The following is a 17040-nucleotide window of genomic DNA, read 5'->3' as shown; positions in this document are numbered from 1 at the left end:
CTCGCGCAGTGCCTCCTAGGTGGCTTCATCGGTGTCGACAGTGATCCAGAGCTGGTGATACTGGAGCGTCAGTTGCAACGGGGTGCCAGCGGCAAATCCTAACGCGCCGCTTGCCAGCGTCAGCTCTGGGATCGGTTGAGGGGTAAAGGTGATGTTCATGCGACACCTCGCAACAGAGCGAGAGCGAGTCTCACCTGTATGAAAAGAAAAAATCGGGTCTCTCCACCAATGGGGGTATTGGGGTAGCCTGACCCATACTGAAACCCAGTTAAAAGCGGGCGATACGATGAGTATCACCAGTGGCCGCGATACATCCTTGAAAGGTACGCAGGTCAGCGGCGAAACCGTGAAAGTGGATGCTGGCCGCAATTTAACCCTGCAAAGTGAGCAAGACCGCAACAACTACGACAGCAAACAGACCAGCGTGAGTGCCAGTGGCAGCTTCACCTTCGGCACCATGACCGGCAGCGGGAGTGTCAGTGCCAGTAAGTCCAAAATTGACTCAGACTATACATCGGTACAGGAGCAAACCGGGTTCTTCGCCGGCAAAGGCGGCTTTGATATCACCGTCGGTGAACACACTCAGCTCAACGGTGCGGTGATTGGCTCGACTGCTACTGCCGATAAAAACAAGTTGGATACTGGCACACTCGGCTTCTCGGATCTCGATAATCAGGCCAGTTTTAAAACCTCGACCAGCAGTATGGGTCTGAGCAGCGGCGGTTTTACGGGTAGCCAAGACTTTATCAGCAATATGGGCGGGGGCATCCCCATCACGGGCGGTAATAGTGGTGATGCCAGTTCCACCACTCATGCGGCTATTTCAGATGGCACTATCACGGTTCGCGATACCGATAAACAGCAACAAAATGTCGCTGACCTGAGCCGCGACGTTGAGCATGCGAACAATGCGCTTTCGCCTATCTTTGATAAAGAAAAAGAACAGAACCGCCTGCGCGAAATCAATTTGATCGGGGAGATAGGCAATCAGGTTGCCGATATTGCGCGCACGCAGGGTAAGATAGCGGAAGAAAAAGCGCTGAAAGATCCGAAGGCGATTCAGGCAGCAAAAGACGCGCTGGCGGAGAACGGCAATCTGACGCCGACGAATAAGCAACTGGTCGAGCAGATACGTAATACAGCGTCAGCCAGTTACGGTATCGGCAGCGATTTACAACGGGCGATCCAGGCCGCGACAGCGATCACTCAGGGGCTGACCGGCGGTAACCTCGGCCAGGCTCTCGCTGGCGGCAGCGCGCCTTATCTGGCCCATGAAATCAGCAAATACCTGCCCGCCGATCAGAGTCTGGGCGCTAATCTGATGGCGCATGCGGTGTTGGGTGCGGTGGTGGGCCACTTCAGTAGCAATGCGACAGTCGGTGCCGTCTCGGCCTTCACGGCAGAAGCCGCCGCACCCGCAATCATCAAGGCCATGGGCTGGGATAAAGACAGTCTCACCGAAAAACAGAAGCAAACTGTCAGCGCGCTGGCGACACTGGCAGCAGGGTTGGCGGGTGGGTTGGTAGGTGACAGCAGCAGTAGCGCAGTGGCCGGTGCGCAGGCTGGCAAGAATGCGGTTGAGAATAACTATTTGAGTGCAGATCAAGGACTCGCTTTTGATAAAGAAATGCAGAGTTGCAAGGCTTCCGGTGGTGACTGTACGACAGTAATTGATAAGTGGAAGAAAATCAGTGATGAGCAAAGTGCAACGCTCGATCCTAAATGTGCTGAGAATCCTTTGCTTTGTCAGAACATTGACAAACCGATCATTGAGATGGGTTCGGAAATGGCACAGCGTCCAGAATGGATAGGAAATCTGCCTGGTGTGGACGTGATGACTGATGAGCAAGCTAAAATCTATGTTCAATATTGGAATGCACAAGACCTTGAAAAAATAGATGTTAATAGTCCTGCTTGGACGAAATTTGCGACGTTTATATCAGATCCAGAAAACCAAGCCGCAGTGGCTTCACTAGGAGTACTGGGTAAAGATCTTGTTCTTATAGCAAAAAATAGCTTCACGACTAAATCATTGTTTAAAGAAATGACAGATCAGGGTATTAAATTTACACCTGAAAACATTGTTAGTGCGGCAAAAGATTCCAGCGGGAAAATTATTTTCCTTGAAAAAGGTAGTTCTAAAGCAGGTTTGCAGCATATTGTCGAGGAGCATGGTAGCCAATTTGCACAAATAGGTGTGTCAGAAGCACGTATTCCTGATGTGGTAATGAAAGCTGTGACTGATGGTAAAATAGTTGGTTATCAAGGAGCTGGAACTGGTCGTCCAATCTATGAAACCGTGATAAATGGCAAGAAATACAATATCGCTGTCACTGTAGGAAATAACGGGTATATCGTAGGTGCTAATTTACGGGGTTCAGTGAAATGAGAAAAATTAAATTAATGGCTGATTATCAATGTCATCCATTATGGGATGTTTCCCCAGAAGACTATAGAGATATCTCGCCAGAAGAACTTCCAATATCTTCGGAATTAAAATATAGACTTAGGGAATGGGCTGAACGGTATGATGCCATACTCAATATAAATGATCCGGCTTCGTCTGGTTTTGAAAGCAAAGAGGAAGAAAAACAATTTATTGAGGATGGTCATAAACTAGTGCGTCTTCTTCAAGAAGAACTTGGAGACAGTTATAATATTACTTATCACTCTGAGTATTAATAGATCTCTGCTCTCGAGCCGGGATTTTACCTTTAACGGTCAGCAATTAACCTCAATCATCAGCCGCCCATGCTCAACAGCTACGGTTACGGGGTATTGAATGTCAGATAGCAGAGTCTGGGCGCTAATCTGATGGCGCATGCGGTGTTAGGTGCGGTGGTGGGGCACTTCAGTGGCAATGCGACAGTCGGTGCCGTCTCTGCCTTCACGGCAGAAGCCGCCGCACCGGCAATCATCAAGGCCATGGGCTGGGATAAAGACAGTCTCACCGAAAAACAGAAGCAAACTGTCAGTGCGCTGGCGACACTGGCCGCCGGGTTGGCGGGTGGGTTAGTTGGTGACAGCAGCAGTAGCGCAGTGGCCGGTGCGCATGCTGGCAAGAATGCGGTTGAGAATAACTCGCTGGGTGATATCGTTGATCAAAAAGTTTCCGGTGTATCGCAAGCAGAGAAATATCAGAATGCACAAAAGCAAATCGAAGCTGCGGTGGAGGATTTCAAAGCTCAGAATTGTGCCGGTATAAGTGCCGATGCGTGTTCAGCCAAGATGCAGGCCAATAGCGACGAATTGCTGAAAGGTGCCGCCGGTTTTGGTTTAGACTTTGTACCTATAATTAGTGATATCAAGAGCTTTGCGGACGCGCAGAGCGCGCTGGATTATCTGATAGCTACAATAGGTCTGGTTCCTGTGCTGGGAGATGGTGCGGGTAAGCTTATCAAGGCAGCAGAGACAGCACTGAAAAAAGGCGATGTTACTGAAGCATCGAAGTTACTCAATAAGGCCAGCGACGAAGTTAGTAGCGCCAAGTACTTCGGCCAGGAAAGAAAATATTGGTCTGATGAGCCAGTACAATTTAATGGCAATAAGGTCTATCAACGGAATGATTTATTCGATCCAAATGCTATAGATGCCAGGGGAAGAAGCAATATTCAGAGGATGGAGAAAGGGCTGGCCCCACTTGATGCGAATGGAAACTCTGTGAATTTACATCACATGTTGCAACGTCAAGATGGCCCTATTGCTGAGGTGACGCAAACTTTCCATAAAGAAAATCATGCTGTTATCCATATTAATGATAACAACATACCTTCGGGCATTAATCGGACTGAGTTTGATAAATGGCGCTCTAATTACTGGAAAGAACGCGCTCAGACTTTTAAAAGGTAGATGATATGAGTTTGAATGATATGAAAAATGCCATTGATATTATCAATGGTAAGATTGACGAGGCAGATTTTGATGGGCCTAAAGATGATGCGCTTATTAAATCTGCTGAGAAAGTGCTCGACTTAAGCTTTCCTACGACATATCGATACTTTTTGGAGAATTTAGGGGCTGGAGATATAGCAGGCCAAGAGTTTTATGGATTGATTACATCTGATTTTTTTAACTCAAGTATTCCTGATGCTGTCTGGATAACTATGCAAGAGCGAAATAATTCTAACTTACCAAGTAATTATATAATTATCAGTTCTACGGGAGATGGGGATTATGTAGTTTTGGACTGTGCTCAGCCAGGTATCGAAGCTCCTGTTGAACTATGGTCTCCTGGGGTGAATGACAATCACCTTGCATTTAAGCCCCTAGCGAATGATTTTGGTGAGTTTTTTTATAAACAGATACAAAGTATAGTTTGATCTAATTCCCCGGCCTTGGCCGGGGCTGTTACTTCTAAGCCCTAAAAACTCCCACTTCCCACCGCTGCAACCGAATAACACTGGGCACAGTGCTTATATCCAGTTGTTCCGCGTGGGTGATCCCGATATCCGTCAGCCAGTCGTGGAGAATAATGCAGCGAAGAATATTTCTTCCGGTTCAGGTTCAAAAATTGATGCCGGCAAATTTGGCCAACTTGAATTGGATGCAGCATTGTTGAAAGCGGGTATGGAATACTGTGCTGGCAGTTTGTTTCTATGTGTAAATAATCTTGGGCTCCAGGCGTCAGAGATTATTGTCCCGGGTGGTGTAGGGGCTGGCGGTGCGATAGGTGTTGGTAAGACAGTCGCGGAGGCGACAGCAGCGAAAGCCGAAGCTGCGGCGGTGAATTCTGCAAAGGAAGTCTGGAAAAGCTCGAGCGTTCAGTCTAGGGTCAACCTTAGAAATGGTGATAGTTCGACAGCCTCAGGGCTTGAATATGCCTGGAAGAAACATGGTGGTGAATGGGGAGCTAATAAATCACACTTCACAATGACGAAGGATGAGCTGAAAACGGTCTTGCAGTCAGATACTGTTGTGAAGACACCTGTGCAATACTCACCATCTACTGGTAACTATATTCGTACTGTGGATATGGGGAAAAATATTGGAGTTGATGCAATGAATAACAGGACACCAACATCAATTATGACCGTCATCACTGATAAGCAAGGTAATTTGGTCAATACGTTCCCAGGTAAGACGGTGGTGAGGTAACTATATGTTTATTGTTTACTTATGGGATAAAGTTATCGGTGAAAGCATTGCCTCATTGGAAGACTTTCCGGGGAATGAAAGCTTTTTAATCAGGGACGATCACTGTAAATACCCATTGTTATCTGAGTTATCTAACTGTGACATGGAGCTTTTTAGTGATGAGCAACTTGCAGATCTTCGTAAGGAGATTAATAACCTGATGAAAGATGAATCATCAGAGCAAGATGTTCATGATTACCTATTATCTGTGATTGCATTAATAGATCAGGCTAATCGCGATAATAAGAGTATTTTATTTTCGCCGTTTTAACGAACTACCATCGACCGATGGCCGAGGTGGTTGATCTCAAATTCTAGAGCCCCCACTTCCCACCGCTGCAACCGAATAACACCGCGCGCAGCGGTAATCTACAGTTGCTCAACATCGGTGATCCCGGACTCGGTGAGCCAGTCGCCATCAATCACCAATTCGCCGTTCTTCCGAACCCCATCTGCCCCTAAACTGTTGGTTGCCTCACACAATGCCTCCCGTCGGTGACGGTTGTTACCTATAGCCGGTGGTGACGGAGCGTCAGGTGCAACGGGATGTCGGTGTTAAATCCCAATACGGCTACTGGCACACTCGGCTTCTCGGATCTCGATAATCAGGCCAGTTTTAAAACCTCGACCAGCAGTATGGGTCTGAGCAGCGGCGGTTTTACGGGTAGCCAAGACTTTATCAGCAATATGGGCGGGGGCATCCCCATCACGGGCGGTAATAGTGGTGATGCCAGTTCCACCACTCATGCGGCTATTTCAGATAGCACTATCACGGTACGCGATACCGATAAACAGCAACAAAATGTCGCTGACCTGAGCCGCGACGTTGAGCATGCGAACAATGCGCTTTCGCCTATCTTTGATAAAGAAAAAGAACAGAACCGCCTGCGCGAAATCAATTTGATCGGGGAGATAGGCAATCAGGTTGCCGATATTGCGCGCACGCAGGGTAAGATAGCGGAAGAAAAAGCGCTGAAAGATCCGAAGGCGATTCAGGCAGCAAAAGACGCGCTGGCGGAGAACGGCAATCTGACGCCGACGAATAAGCAACTGGTCGAGCAGATACGTAATACAGCGTCAGCCAGTTACGGTACCGGCAGCGATTTACAACGGGCGATCCAGGCCGCGACAGCGATCACTCAGGGGCTGACCGGCGGTAACCTCGGCCAGGCTCTCGCTGGCGGCAGCGCGCCTTATCTGGCCCATGAAATCAGCAAATACCTGCCAGCCGATCAGAGTCTGGGTGCTAATCTGATGGCGCATGCGGTGTTGGGTGCGGTGGTGGGCCACTTCAGTGGCAATGCGACAGTCGGTGCCGTCTCGGCCTTCACGGCAGAAGCCGCCGCACCGGCAATCATCAAGGCTATGGGCTGGGATAAAGATAGTCTCACCGAAAAACAGAAACAAGCCGTCAGTGCGCTGGCGACACTGGCCGCTGGGTTGGCGGGTGGGTTGGTAGGTGACAGCAGCAGTAGCGCAGTGGCCGGTGCGCAGGCTGGCAAGAATGCGGTTGAGAATAACTTCCTGAGTGATAAGGACATCAAGACCTTCACAGAGAAGTATGCCGCTGCGAAGACCGATGCCGAGAAAGAACAGCTTGTTGCTGACCTGAAAAAGCTGGATGCAGATCAACAGAAACAGGCGTTATCTACAGGAATTTCAATTGCTGACCAGAAAGCAGAGCTTGAGAAACTGAAGCAACTTGCAGCGTCCCCAGACTGCACGAGGCAATGTCGCGAACTGACGAATTACTCGATATCACAACTTGAGCCAGTGGTGAATAACACACAGTTGCATAAGGACAATTTGACAAAGGCGGTGCTTGCGTCAACGATCATTGCATTGACGTTAGAGCAATCAGGGAAAACTAGCGAGAAGGCACCTGCAACGGGAACGACCAGCGCAAGCAAATCGACCTCTGCTATTGATGATATTATTAAGGGAGAGGGGCAAGCAGCAAAAGGGGCTACAGATGCTACAAACAGTAAAACAATTAATAATAGAATATTAGATAACCCAAGAGTCGGAGCTGGGGAAAAAGGAACAGGCAGTGGGAATAAAGTAGATCAACAACCTGATAGAGTTGTTACCAATATTAATGGAAAAGAGATCTCTATTTACTCAAATGATAAGAAACCTTTTGCAACCCAGGAGTTTTCTGCTGTACCTAAAGCTCATGGGTTTAATGATATAGTTGATAACTATGCAGGCTCTGCCACAACAACCAATTTAAATAATGGTGCTACACTTTATCAATTAGAAGGTAGTTTGAATGGAGTCGCTGGTCGATTTGAATGGATCGTAGATCCTAAATTGGGTGGAGTAAGTCACCGAATGTTCGTTTCTGAAGGAAAAATCAATGGGGTACCATCAAAACCATGATTGAAAAATTATTTGTTTTATCTAATCAGCTAAATATGACTGATTGGGGGATGATCCTCCTAGGCGCACAAGGAACTCCAGCAGGCAAGTTGTCTGCGCCTGAGATCAGTGATTTTGCATGTCAGAAAATAGCGATGTCTGATATTAAAGAATCCCTATTAACAGCTATTTCTGAGGTTGCTTTTTGTACATCTGTTACAGATGAAATTATTAGTTATTTAGAATTTATCTGTAATGAAGAGAATGTAGATTTGCAAATATCAGGAAGGAAATGGCGATGTGTAGCATTGTCGTTATTACTTGAAAACCTCCCAAGCGATTATGTATATGGGTCTATTGAATTGAATGATTTTTGGAATGAATGGGGTGAGCCGATTAACTCCCCGAATATTGTGCAGGGTGTTGGAAATAATATCTCACCATCTGAATATTATACGGCTGATAATTACCTTTTGTTGATTAATAAACATCAGCAATGGTTAAATGAAGAACTAAAGCAATTAATATAGTCAGAGATCCCGGATAAAGATGCCGGGATCTTTTTACCTGTCAGTCAACCCCTCTAATCCATTTCCCAGAAGGTGGTCGTTTAGCCGTGATCAGTTCGATAAACGCCAGGATCTTCTGTTGCTTACGCCCCGAAAGCTTACAGACCTTGCGCAGCATCTGCATGATCTCCGGCTCTGGCGGTGGTAGGGGTAATGGCTCTTCGGTGGTCAGTACCAAGCAACCCGTCATCACAAGTACCTTCAGCGGTGTCCCTGTCGTAAAGCCCGTACCATCCAGCCAGTTGCCCTCCAGCGTGATGGATGTTGCTGCATTATGCGTCTTCCAGCCGCGGATGTACCCACGGTATGACGGAGGGTTTTTAACTATGATACTTCTGTAGTAACGACATCTGATTTAGACTCCTGCTCAGCCATAGTAACTACCTCTTTAGTTGCTCATGGTTAGCGGAGTTGAAGTGTGTCAGCACTTTGATCCCACGTTAAAAATCAGTGGTTCCTCTCCTGGTCAACAGGCCGTATAGCCGACTCAACCCGATGCTTCACAATCACCGCATCAATAAGCTTAATGACCGTCTCCTGCTCTTCTGGCTGGCACTGCCAGCATCAATGCCAGCCGCGACAAAATGCACAGCAACTATGACTCGGTGCAAGAACAGACCGGGTTCTTCGCCGGCAAAGGTGGTTTTGATATCACCGTCGGCGAACATACCCAGCTTGATGGGGCGGTGATTGCATCTACCGCAACAGCCGATAAAAACACACTGGATACTGGCACACTGGGCTTCAGTAACATCGGGAATAAAGCCGATTTCAAAGTTGAACATCAGAGTGTAGGTATCAGTACCGGCGGTAATATCGGCGGTCAGTTTGTCGGCAACATGGCCAACGGCTTACTGGTTGGAGCCAACAATGAAGGCCATGACAATAGCACCACTCATGCAGCCGTTTCGGATGGCACTATCACGGTTCGCGATACCGAGAAACAACAGCAAAATGTCGCTGACCTGAGCCGCGACGTCGAACACGCCAACAACGCCCTCTCCCCTATCTTCGATAAAGAGAAAGAACAAAACCGCCTGCGCGAAGCACAACTGATTGGCGAGATAGGCAGTCAGGTCAGTGACGTTATTCGCACACAGGGTGATATCAACGGCCTGAAGGCAGCAAAAGAAAAACTCGGCCCATTGAAGGAAAATGCCACCGAGAAAGACCGTGCCGAGTATATGGAAAAACTGCGCAACTCGGATGTCTACAAAGACGAAATGAAGAAAAACGGCACCGGCAGCGCCCTACAACAAGGCGTTCAGGCCGCAACAGCCGCCATACAGGGCCTGGCCGGTGGCGATATGGCAAAAGCCCTGGCGGGTGCCAGTGCGCCGTATCTGGCTAAGTGATTCACAATATGACCACCGATGCCAACGGCAAAGTCAACATCGAAGCCAACCTGATGGCACATGCAGTACTGGGTGCCGTGATGGCTCAGGTGAACGGCAACAGTGCGCTGGCCGGTGCATCGGGGGCGGTGATGGGCGAGTATATCGCCCAGCAGATGTACCCTGGCATCAACCGTGAAGACCTGACCGAAGAGCAGCGACAAACCATGAGTGCGCTAGGTACACAGGCCTCAGTATAGCAACCCAATACCCAGACAATCCTCCCTCCCCTTTACTGACCTCAATCATAGTCTGACTATCCTTTAATGTGATAAAAAGTGTAAAATAGGTGAACATCGATACAGTAATCTGTAATTTGTCACTTTTTTATATTTATTAATTTTAATTTCAAGAGGTTAGTGAGATGGGTTTACCAAACTGTCCAAAATGCAATTCGGAGTATACATGGCAGGAAGGGGAAAAACTGAATTGCCCAGAATGTGGTAATGAGTGGTCAGAAAATGGCGATTCTGCAACTACCGATGAGGGCTTGGTAGTACGTGATGCCAATGGCAATTTGCTGGCCGACGGTGACGCGGTGACAGTGGTTAAAGATCTGAAAGTAAAAGGCAGCTCTTCAACCCTGAAAATTGGGACTAAAGTGAAAAGCATCCGCCTGGTTGAAGGTGACCACAACATCGATTGCAAAATTGATGGCTTTGGCCCGATGAAACTAAAATCTGAGTTTGTAAAGAAAAGCTGATAGCTCGGTTCCCCTTGCTCACCATAGTGTTACGGCGCAAGGGGATTATTTATAGCTGTATCCCCTCGCCTCCCCCCAGCCATAAAAATATCCCACCACTGCCTCTGGTCACTAAGGAATCACTGCCATTGTGGCTTTTCTCTTCTATCTTTCCATCCGCCACTCTATCGAAAAAACTTATTTAGATATATCTTTATGACATCTGCCTCTTGCTAATTTCGATATATCGATCTAGATTAGATATATCGAAACGTTTTCGATATATCTAAAGGAGATTCATTATGTTTGGTTTTTCAAAATGTGGTCATCGTTGTGGTGAAGAACACCATGAAGAGCAGCGTCGTTGCGGTGAAAAAATGCATCGCGGCGGCCGCCATCATATGGCAGTTGAAGCAATCGAAGCCGCAAGAGGCGGTAGACGCCGGCGCGGTGAAAAAATCCATCGCTTGTTTGAGCATGGCGATTTGCGGGTTGTTCTGCTGGCGCTGCTTGATAAAAAACCCAGCCATGGCTATGAACTGATTAAAGCTATCGAAGAGGCATCTTCAGGCTTATATGTACCAAGCCCAGGTGTTATCTATCCAACACTGACATTGTTAGAAGAACAGGATTTTGTTACTCCAGTAGCGACGGGTAATGGCCGTAAAAGCTACCAAATTACTGATGCTGGTAAAGCTGAATTGCAGCAAAATCAACAGATAGTTGATGCTATTTTTGCACGACTGGCACAAGTCAATCGCCGCTCTGAAAGCAATATGGCTGAAGGTATTTCTGATGCAATGCACCGTTTACGCCATATTCTACGTAGCAGTATGATGCGTTCGGATGTCACACCAGAGCAAGTTGAGCATATTAATTCAGCATTACTGACCGCAGTAGAAGCCATTGAAAAAACGTTAGAACCGAAGGCGACAGAGACTAATAACCCGGAGAAAAGCTAATGCCCGGTTACCGTTATAGAATCACCATTGAACCATTGACGGATCGCAAAGGTGAGCCTCTGGATAAAGCGCCAGTGACATTCGAAGCCGAAAATCACGATGAGATCCTCGGCATTATCGAACGGCTACAGGCGCGTGAAGATCTGGACTTTGGTAAAGAAAAAACAGCAGCATTTGCACTAGGTCTGAAACTGTTTTCAGAAACTATGATGGAGAATCGTAAGCATCCAGTATTTGCCCCATTGCGAACTGCATTTATGGATTTTATGACTAACTTGAAGAAAGGCTCTACACGCGATCGTGACGAGTGAATATCAGAGATTTAAAACAAAAATACAGCGGTATCCAAATCCTATTCGTCGCCGGGAACATTAGTCATAGCCACCATTCCCGGCGAGTTATTTAACTCAAATCGGCACCATTACTGGCAATGACTTTTTTATACCAATAGAAAGATTTCTTTTTCTTGCGTGCTAAAGAACCCTTGCCCAAATCGTCACGGTCAACAAAAACAAATCCATAGCGTTTGCTCATTTCCCCAGTCGAGGCAGAAACTAAATCGATACATCCCCATGAGGTATATCCAATGACCGGAATACCATCGTCTATAGCTTCCGCCATAGCTTTAATATGTTCACGTAGATAACTAATACGATAATCGTCTTCAATTTCACCTTGTGGATTAATTTCATCCTTGGCGCCCAGCCCATTTTCAACTAAGAAAAGTGGTTTCTGATAGCGGTCGTACATCATATTCATGGTGATGCGCAAACCTAAAGGATCGATGCCCCAACCCCATTCACTGGCTTGAATGTGTGGATTTTTCAAAGATTTTACAATATTAGCTGCGCTACTGTTATGGTCATTCATATCCGCCGACGCACAACGCGAAGCGTAATAACTAAATGAGACGAAATCCACCGTATGTTTTAGAATATCGTCATCACCCACTTGGGTAGCAATTGAAATTCCCTTCTCTCTGAAAAGGCGTTTTGTATAAGCGGGATAAGCCCCACGAGCCTGCACATCAATAAAAAATAGATTTTCCCTATCTTTTTCCAGCGCGGCCCAAACATCTTCGGGTTTACAGGTTCGCGGGTAAAAATTCCCTCCCGCCAGCATGCAACCTACCTGATTCTCAGGATTGACCTCATGAGCAATTTTAGTCGCTAAGGCGCTGGCGAGCAGTTCGTGATGAGCCGATTGGTATTTTACCTGTTCCTGATTTTCATTCGGCTCAAAGACCAAACCAGCACCTGAAAATGGGCTATGAAGCAGGATATTAATTTCATTAAATGTGAGCCAATATTTCACCAAACCATCGAAGGCCTCAAAACATGTTCGGGCATAACGCGTAAAAAACTCAACCATTTTTCGGTTACGCCACGAGCCATATTCCGTGACCAGATGCATGGGTACATCAAAGTGACACAGTGTTACCAGCGGCTCAATATTGTGTTTCTTACATTCATTAAAAAGGTCGCGATAAAAGGCAATGCCCTCGGTATTAGGTGTCAATTCATCGCCATTAGGATAAATACGGCTCCATGAAATTGATGTACGGAATACGGTAAACCCCATTTCCGCCATTAACGCGATATCTTCTTTATAACGATGATAAAAATCAATGGCCTGATGACTGGGGTAAAACTCATCATCTCTTAAGGTAAAACGCTTTTCCTGCCCTAATTTCACTGCCAAACGGTGTTCCCCATGAGGGATCATATCCACCGTTGTCAGCCCTTTTCCACCTTCAAAACAAGCACCTTCGGCCTGGTTTGCGGCTAATGCGCCGCCCCATAAAAAACCGTCGGGAAATGTTGATACTGACATTCAATACCTCTTTATTTAGTTAGTTTTCACTGCACTATGTGAAGCAGGAGAATCGGCACGGCTATCCGCACTATCTTCGACAGGGATATCTTCAAACCCCAGTAAGAGAGTGGTGACGAAAGAAATGACTATTGCCAGAATCATGACGCCAAACACCCATACAATGCTCATTGGATTAGCCGGATCGAAGAACTGAACACTGGTAAATAACCCAGGTGAGGCCATGGAATGGCTGGCTAGCCCACCTATTCCGGCTACGGCACCACAGATAAACCCACTGATAAGGCTGGCGATTAACGGGCGTTTGAGCCGTAATGCCACCCCATAAAGTGCCGGTTCAGAGATGCCCGCTACAATCGCGGAAGCCGCAGCAGCCAACGCCGTTTGGCGTAATTCCGGGTTTTTAGTGCGCCAGGCAACCGCCAAAGATGAACCGCCCAGTGAAAGGTTGGCACCAATCTCTGATGGCATCACCATGCCCTCTTTGCCCGTTTCGGCAATGGTCTGGATGATGGTGGGTGTAAAGACACGGTGCATACCCGTCATGACTAATAATGGCCAAAGTGCTCCCATAATTGCTACGGAGAGCCAGCCCAGATAATCATGAACGGTATACACCAAAGAGGAAATACCGCTGCCGATCCAGATACCCAGTGGCCCAATAAACATGATGGCAATAGGGGCAGAAATCAGCACGATCAGCATCGGTTTAAGGAAGTTTTTAGTCACCGCCGGTGTAATACGGTCAACCCAGCGCTCAATATAAGACAACAGCCAGGTCATGCAAAGTGCTGGGATCACAGTATAGGTGTACTTCACTGCCGTAACGGATACGCCCATAAATTCAACATGTTGGCCTTGTGCAGCTTTTGCCATTAAATCAATAAACGCCGGATGAACCAATACCCCGGCAATAGCGATAGCCAGCGACATATTGGTTTTGAATTTTATCGCCGCAGAAGCCGCCACCATGACTGGCAGGAAGAAGAAAGCACCGTCGCCAATTACATTAAGGATGATGAGAGTTGATGAGCCTTTCTCAAAAATGCCGGTCATATCCAGTATCATCGCCAGCAGTTTTACCATCGAACCACCGATAATGGCGGGGATCAACGGTGACATGGTGCCAATCAATGCATCCAGTATCCCTGCCCCAATCCGCTTTAAGGTGATCTTGTTTTTCTGGGGTAATACGTTTGCCGGCAATGCGCCTTCAGGCAACAATTTGAGCACTTCAGCAAAAGCATAACTCACATTATTTCCAATGATAACCTGACACTGATTTTCACTGTGTACCACACCCAACACACCGGTGATGGCTTTTAATTTTACCAGATCGACCACAGTCTTATCATTGAGTACAAAGCGTAAGCGTGTCATGCAGTGGGTCACGGCCCCAATATTATTGGCCCCACCAATGGCATCGACTATCTGTTGTGATATTGCGGCATAATTTTTTGACATGAGTAACAACTCCCCGTAATGGCGCGCACTGAGCTAAGTGTCCCTTCTGCACTGAGGGAATTCCTCATCGCCATGAACTCACAATTAGCCATAAAATTCATATAGTTATAAATTACTCACTGACCAGAAAGATCTTATCTATGAACATTTCAGACAAATAGGTAACCGGTTCCACATGAGAGTCTTAAAATATGAGATAGAATTCAATAGTTAGTTTTATTCAATTTTCATTCTGTGATGATGATCGACATCGAGAGGGAATTTATTCTGCCCTGCAACCTGCTTCTAGGCGGCGGTAACGTGTAGAATAGTAATAATTTTCAACGTGTCAGGAAGAGCCTATGTCTACAATGCAAGAAGTGGCAAAGAAAGCCGGTGTTTCAAAAGCCACTGTTTCGCGTGTTTTGTCGGGCAAAGGCTATGTCAGTGATGCGACGAAAGAAAGTGTCTTTAAAGCCATTGAAGAGACGGGATATCGGCCAAATTTACTGGCGAGAAATCTGGCAACCAATAAATCTGAATGCATCGGATTGGTGGTCACCAATACCCTGTATAACGGCAGCTACTTTAATGAAATTTTGTCTCAAGCTGCGCAAAAATTAGAAAAAAATGGTCGTCAGTTAGTTCTGGTTGATGGGAAACACAGTGCTGAAGAGGAACAAGAGGCTATTCAGTTCCTGCTAGACTTGCGCTGTGATGCAATAATAATTTATCCCCGGTTTTTAACTGTGGATGCCATGGATCTTATTATTGATCAATATAAACAGCCGATTATGGTGGTTAACAGAAAGCTGCGAAAAAATCATAGTCATTGTATTTTCTGCGATCATAAAGGTTCCAGCTATAATGCGACTCAATATCTTATTGAGCAGGGCCATCAAGATATCGCTTTTATTACCGGCTCACTTGATTCACCTACCGCAATTGAGCGACTTTCAGGATATAAGGCAGCATTAGCAGCATTTTCTCTTCCCGTTCAGGACAAACTGATTGTGCAAGGTAGATGGACGCCTACAAGTGGTGTCACTGCGGTTGAGTCTTTATTAGCCAGCCAGTTATCCTTTAGCGCAATTATCGCCAGTAACGATGATATGGCCATTGGGGCGATGAAAAAATTACATGAAGCCGGGTTAAAAGTTCCGGAAGATGTTTCCATCATCGGGTTTGATAATATTCCTATCGCACCTTTCCTGCTACCACCATTATCCAGTATCAAAGATCCCGTCAGTAGCATGATAAATGAAGTTATTAACAGGCTGATATCCATGCTAGATGGCGGCTATCTATCAAATGAAAATATATTTCAATCTGAATTGTTCATCAGAGATTCAGTCAGCCAAGGGCCTTTTTTTGCAGCAAATAAGGTCAAATAGCCTTATTTTTATAGTCCTGATATTAAAAAAGGAGCCAAGGCTCCTTTAAAATAGAACAATACAGCTTATTTAGCTCGAACACCTTCAACGGACAGGATCAATTCAACTTCCTGTGATGCTGGGCCTAAATCAGTGGTGATATTAAAGTCTTTCAACTTAATATTACCATTAGCTTCAAAACCGGCACGATAACCCCCCCATGGGTCATTACCCTGGCCAGTCAGCTTACTTTCCAAGGTCACTGGCTTAGTTACGCCATTTAATGTCAGGTTGCCGACTACAGTATAACCTTCGGCATTTTTCTTCACTTCAGTCGATGCAAATGTCGCCTGTGGGAATTTACTGACGTTCAGAAATTCTTTGCTGCGCAGATGTTTATCACGTTCAGCATGGTTGGTATCAACACTGTTAGTGTTAATCACCACATTCACTTTATCTGCTGCGGGATTCTTTTCATCAAAAGTGAAAGAACCATCGAAATCATTAAAACTGCCATATAACCAGCTATAGCCTAAGTGTTTAATCCGGAATTCGATAAAGGCGTGTTGACCTTCTTTATCAATTTTATATTCGGCGGCTGCGGCACTACCAGCGGTAAACATCAGTGCACCCACAGTCAGGCCCAATAGGGTCTTATTAAACATATTTAATTCTCCATAATACAGTTGGTTAATCGGTGCTACGTCCCAGCATCCGTTTAAGGGTAATATCACCATCAATAAAATGGTGTTTAATTGCGGCCAGCCCATGTAATAGTGAAAGCACCACTAAGGCCCAAGCCAGATAAAGATGCACAGTACCCGCAGTATCAGCCTGATCAGGTAAACTTGTTAATATTGCAGGAACAGCAAACCAACCAAATACAGAGATCGGTTGCCCATCAGCCGTAGAGATCAAATAACCGCTGAACATAATACAAAATAAGACAATATATAAAAACAGATGTGCTAATACCGCACTGACTCGTGTTAACTGGCTATAACTGGATAAAGGCTTTGGTGGCGGTGAAATAAAGCGCCAGATTACCCGAAATAACATCACAGCAAAAAGTATACAACCGATGCTTTTATGTATTTCAGGTGCCTGATGATACCAGCCATCATAGTAGCCTAAAGTCACCATCCATAAACCCAGAGCAAACAGTGCATATACTGTCAATGCCACCAGCCAGTGGATACTAATTGTGATACGGCCAAACTGTTCCTTGGTATTTTTCCAAAGCATAATGATTCCCTTTTGCTCAATTTATAGAACAATAGTCAAACATTA

The 17040-nt window shown here is 46.1% G+C and carries 16 protein-coding genes and 4 pseudogenes; 13 read left to right on the top strand and 7 right to left on the bottom strand.

The features are described 5' to 3' along the window. Positions 1-15 precede the first annotated feature (15 nt). Positions 16-159 carry a hypothetical protein gene (locus tag ACF3VQ_RS06520; RefSeq protein ID WP_172654614.1) on the bottom strand — a complete coding sequence of 48 codons (144 nt, stop codon included), beginning with the start codon at positions 157-159 and terminating at the stop codon, positions 16-18. A gap of 97 nt (positions 160-256) precedes the next feature. On the opposite strand from ACF3VQ_RS06520, the pseudogene ACF3VQ_RS06515 reads away from it, so the two are divergent. The 8 genes and pseudogenes from ACF3VQ_RS06515 to ACF3VQ_RS06480 all read left to right on the top strand — a co-directional run. Then, positions 257-2389, top strand: a pseudogene (locus tag ACF3VQ_RS06515) (VENN motif pre-toxin domain-containing protein); the annotation flags it as partial. Further along, a complete protein-coding gene (locus tag ACF3VQ_RS06510) occupies positions 2386-2682 on the top strand; it encodes a hypothetical protein (protein ID WP_019082613.1) in 297 nt (98 codons plus the stop codon). The pseudogene ACF3VQ_RS06515 and the gene ACF3VQ_RS06510, both read left to right, overlap by 4 nt. A 123-nt stretch (positions 2683-2805) precedes the next feature. Continuing rightward, positions 2806-3849 (top strand): annotated as a pseudogene (locus tag ACF3VQ_RS06505) (HNH/ENDO VII family nuclease); the annotation flags it as partial. A gap of 5 nt (positions 3850-3854) precedes the next feature. Beyond that, positions 3855-4319 carry an SMI1/KNR4 family protein gene (locus ACF3VQ_RS06500; protein WP_392433947.1) on the top strand — a complete coding sequence of 155 codons (465 nt, stop codon included), beginning with the start codon at positions 3855-3857 and terminating at the stop codon, positions 4317-4319. 112 nt (positions 4320-4431) lie between these two features. Beyond that, positions 4432-5094, top strand: a complete 663-nt coding sequence (locus ACF3VQ_RS06495) for a hypothetical protein (protein ID WP_392433945.1) — start codon at positions 4432-4434, stop codon at positions 5092-5094. Between the two features lie 4 nt (positions 5095-5098). Further along, positions 5099-5404, top strand: coding sequence for a hypothetical protein (locus ACF3VQ_RS06490; protein WP_019081668.1), 306 nt, complete (start codon positions 5099-5101; stop codon positions 5402-5404). 275 nt (positions 5405-5679) lie between these two features. Continuing rightward, entirely contained in the window at positions 5680-7515 is a 1836-nt protein-coding gene (locus ACF3VQ_RS06485) for a VENN motif pre-toxin domain-containing protein (protein WP_392433942.1), read from the top strand. Beyond that, positions 7512-8024 (top strand): DUF2247 family protein, encoded by a 513-nt coding sequence (locus tag ACF3VQ_RS06480; RefSeq protein ID WP_392433940.1) that lies wholly within the window; start codon positions 7512-7514, stop codon positions 8022-8024. Before ACF3VQ_RS06485 ends, ACF3VQ_RS06480 begins: the two co-directional genes overlap by 4 nt. Positions 8025-8064: 40 nt before the next feature. Here ACF3VQ_RS06480 and ACF3VQ_RS06475 read toward each other — a convergent pair whose 3' ends face one another. Beyond that, positions 8065-8253: a hypothetical protein gene (locus ACF3VQ_RS06475; protein WP_392433938.1), complete on the bottom strand. Its 189-nt coding sequence runs from the start codon at positions 8251-8253 to the stop codon at positions 8065-8067. Positions 8254-8510: 257 nt separating this feature from the next. Next, positions 8511-8621: pseudogene (locus tag ACF3VQ_RS06470) on the bottom strand (XRE family transcriptional regulator); the annotation flags it as partial. Here ACF3VQ_RS06470 and ACF3VQ_RS06465 point away from each other — a divergent pair. From ACF3VQ_RS06465 to ACF3VQ_RS06450, 4 genes and pseudogenes are all read left to right on the top strand, one after another. Then, positions 8609-9651 (top strand): annotated as a pseudogene (locus ACF3VQ_RS06465) (filamentous hemagglutinin); the annotation flags it as partial. The pseudogenes ACF3VQ_RS06470 and ACF3VQ_RS06465 overlap by 13 nt on opposite strands. A 170-nt stretch (positions 9652-9821) precedes the next feature. Continuing rightward, positions 9822-10160 carry a zinc ribbon domain-containing protein YjdM gene (locus ACF3VQ_RS06460; RefSeq protein ID WP_005158648.1) on the top strand — a complete coding sequence of 113 codons (339 nt, stop codon included), beginning with the start codon at positions 9822-9824 and terminating at the stop codon, positions 10158-10160. Between the two features lie 281 nt (positions 10161-10441). After that, complete coding sequence (locus ACF3VQ_RS06455) at positions 10442-11101, top strand: PadR family transcriptional regulator (RefSeq protein WP_392433935.1); 660 nt, start codon at positions 10442-10444, stop codon at positions 11099-11101. Further along, on the top strand, positions 11101-11412 hold the full coding sequence (locus tag ACF3VQ_RS06450) for a DUF3861 domain-containing protein (RefSeq protein ID WP_392433934.1): 312 nt from the start codon (positions 11101-11103) through the stop codon (positions 11410-11412). The genes ACF3VQ_RS06455 and ACF3VQ_RS06450 overlap by 1 nt, the downstream gene beginning before the upstream one ends. A gap of 91 nt (positions 11413-11503) precedes the next feature. On the opposite strand, the gene ACF3VQ_RS06445 is transcribed toward ACF3VQ_RS06450, so the two are convergent. Together ACF3VQ_RS06445 and ascF are read right to left on the bottom strand one after the other, a co-directional pair. Further along, a complete protein-coding gene (locus ACF3VQ_RS06445) occupies positions 11504-12934 on the bottom strand; it encodes a 6-phospho-beta-glucosidase (protein WP_392433931.1) in 1431 nt (476 codons plus the stop codon). Positions 12935-12949: 15 nt separating this feature from the next. Next, positions 12950-14398: a PTS cellobiose/arbutin/salicin transporter subunit IIBC gene (gene ascF, locus ACF3VQ_RS06440; protein WP_392433928.1), complete on the bottom strand. Its 1449-nt coding sequence runs from the start codon at positions 14396-14398 to the stop codon at positions 12950-12952. A gap of 341 nt (positions 14399-14739) precedes the next feature. On the opposite strand from ascF, the gene ACF3VQ_RS06435 reads away from it, so the two are divergent. Beyond that, positions 14740-15771 (top strand): LacI family DNA-binding transcriptional regulator, encoded by a 1032-nt coding sequence (locus tag ACF3VQ_RS06435; RefSeq protein WP_392433925.1) that lies wholly within the window; start codon positions 14740-14742, stop codon positions 15769-15771. A 65-nt stretch (positions 15772-15836) separates the two neighbouring features. On the opposite strand, the gene ACF3VQ_RS06430 is transcribed toward ACF3VQ_RS06435, so the two are convergent. Then, positions 15837-16415, bottom strand: coding sequence for a YceI family protein (locus tag ACF3VQ_RS06430; protein ID WP_392433922.1), 579 nt, complete (start codon positions 16413-16415; stop codon positions 15837-15839). Between the two features lie 25 nt (positions 16416-16440). After that, on the bottom strand, positions 16441-16995 hold the full coding sequence (locus tag ACF3VQ_RS06425; protein WP_392433920.1) for a cytochrome b: 555 nt from the start codon (positions 16993-16995) through the stop codon (positions 16441-16443). Between the last annotated feature and the right edge of the window lie 45 nt (positions 16996-17040).

The sequence above is a fragment of the Yersinia fenwicki genome (assembly GCF_043099325.1).
Lineage (GTDB): Bacteria > Pseudomonadota > Gammaproteobacteria > Enterobacterales > Enterobacteriaceae > Yersinia.
The sequence above is the reverse complement of the archived record's forward strand: the minus strand, read 5'-3'. Positions and strand labels throughout refer to the sequence as shown.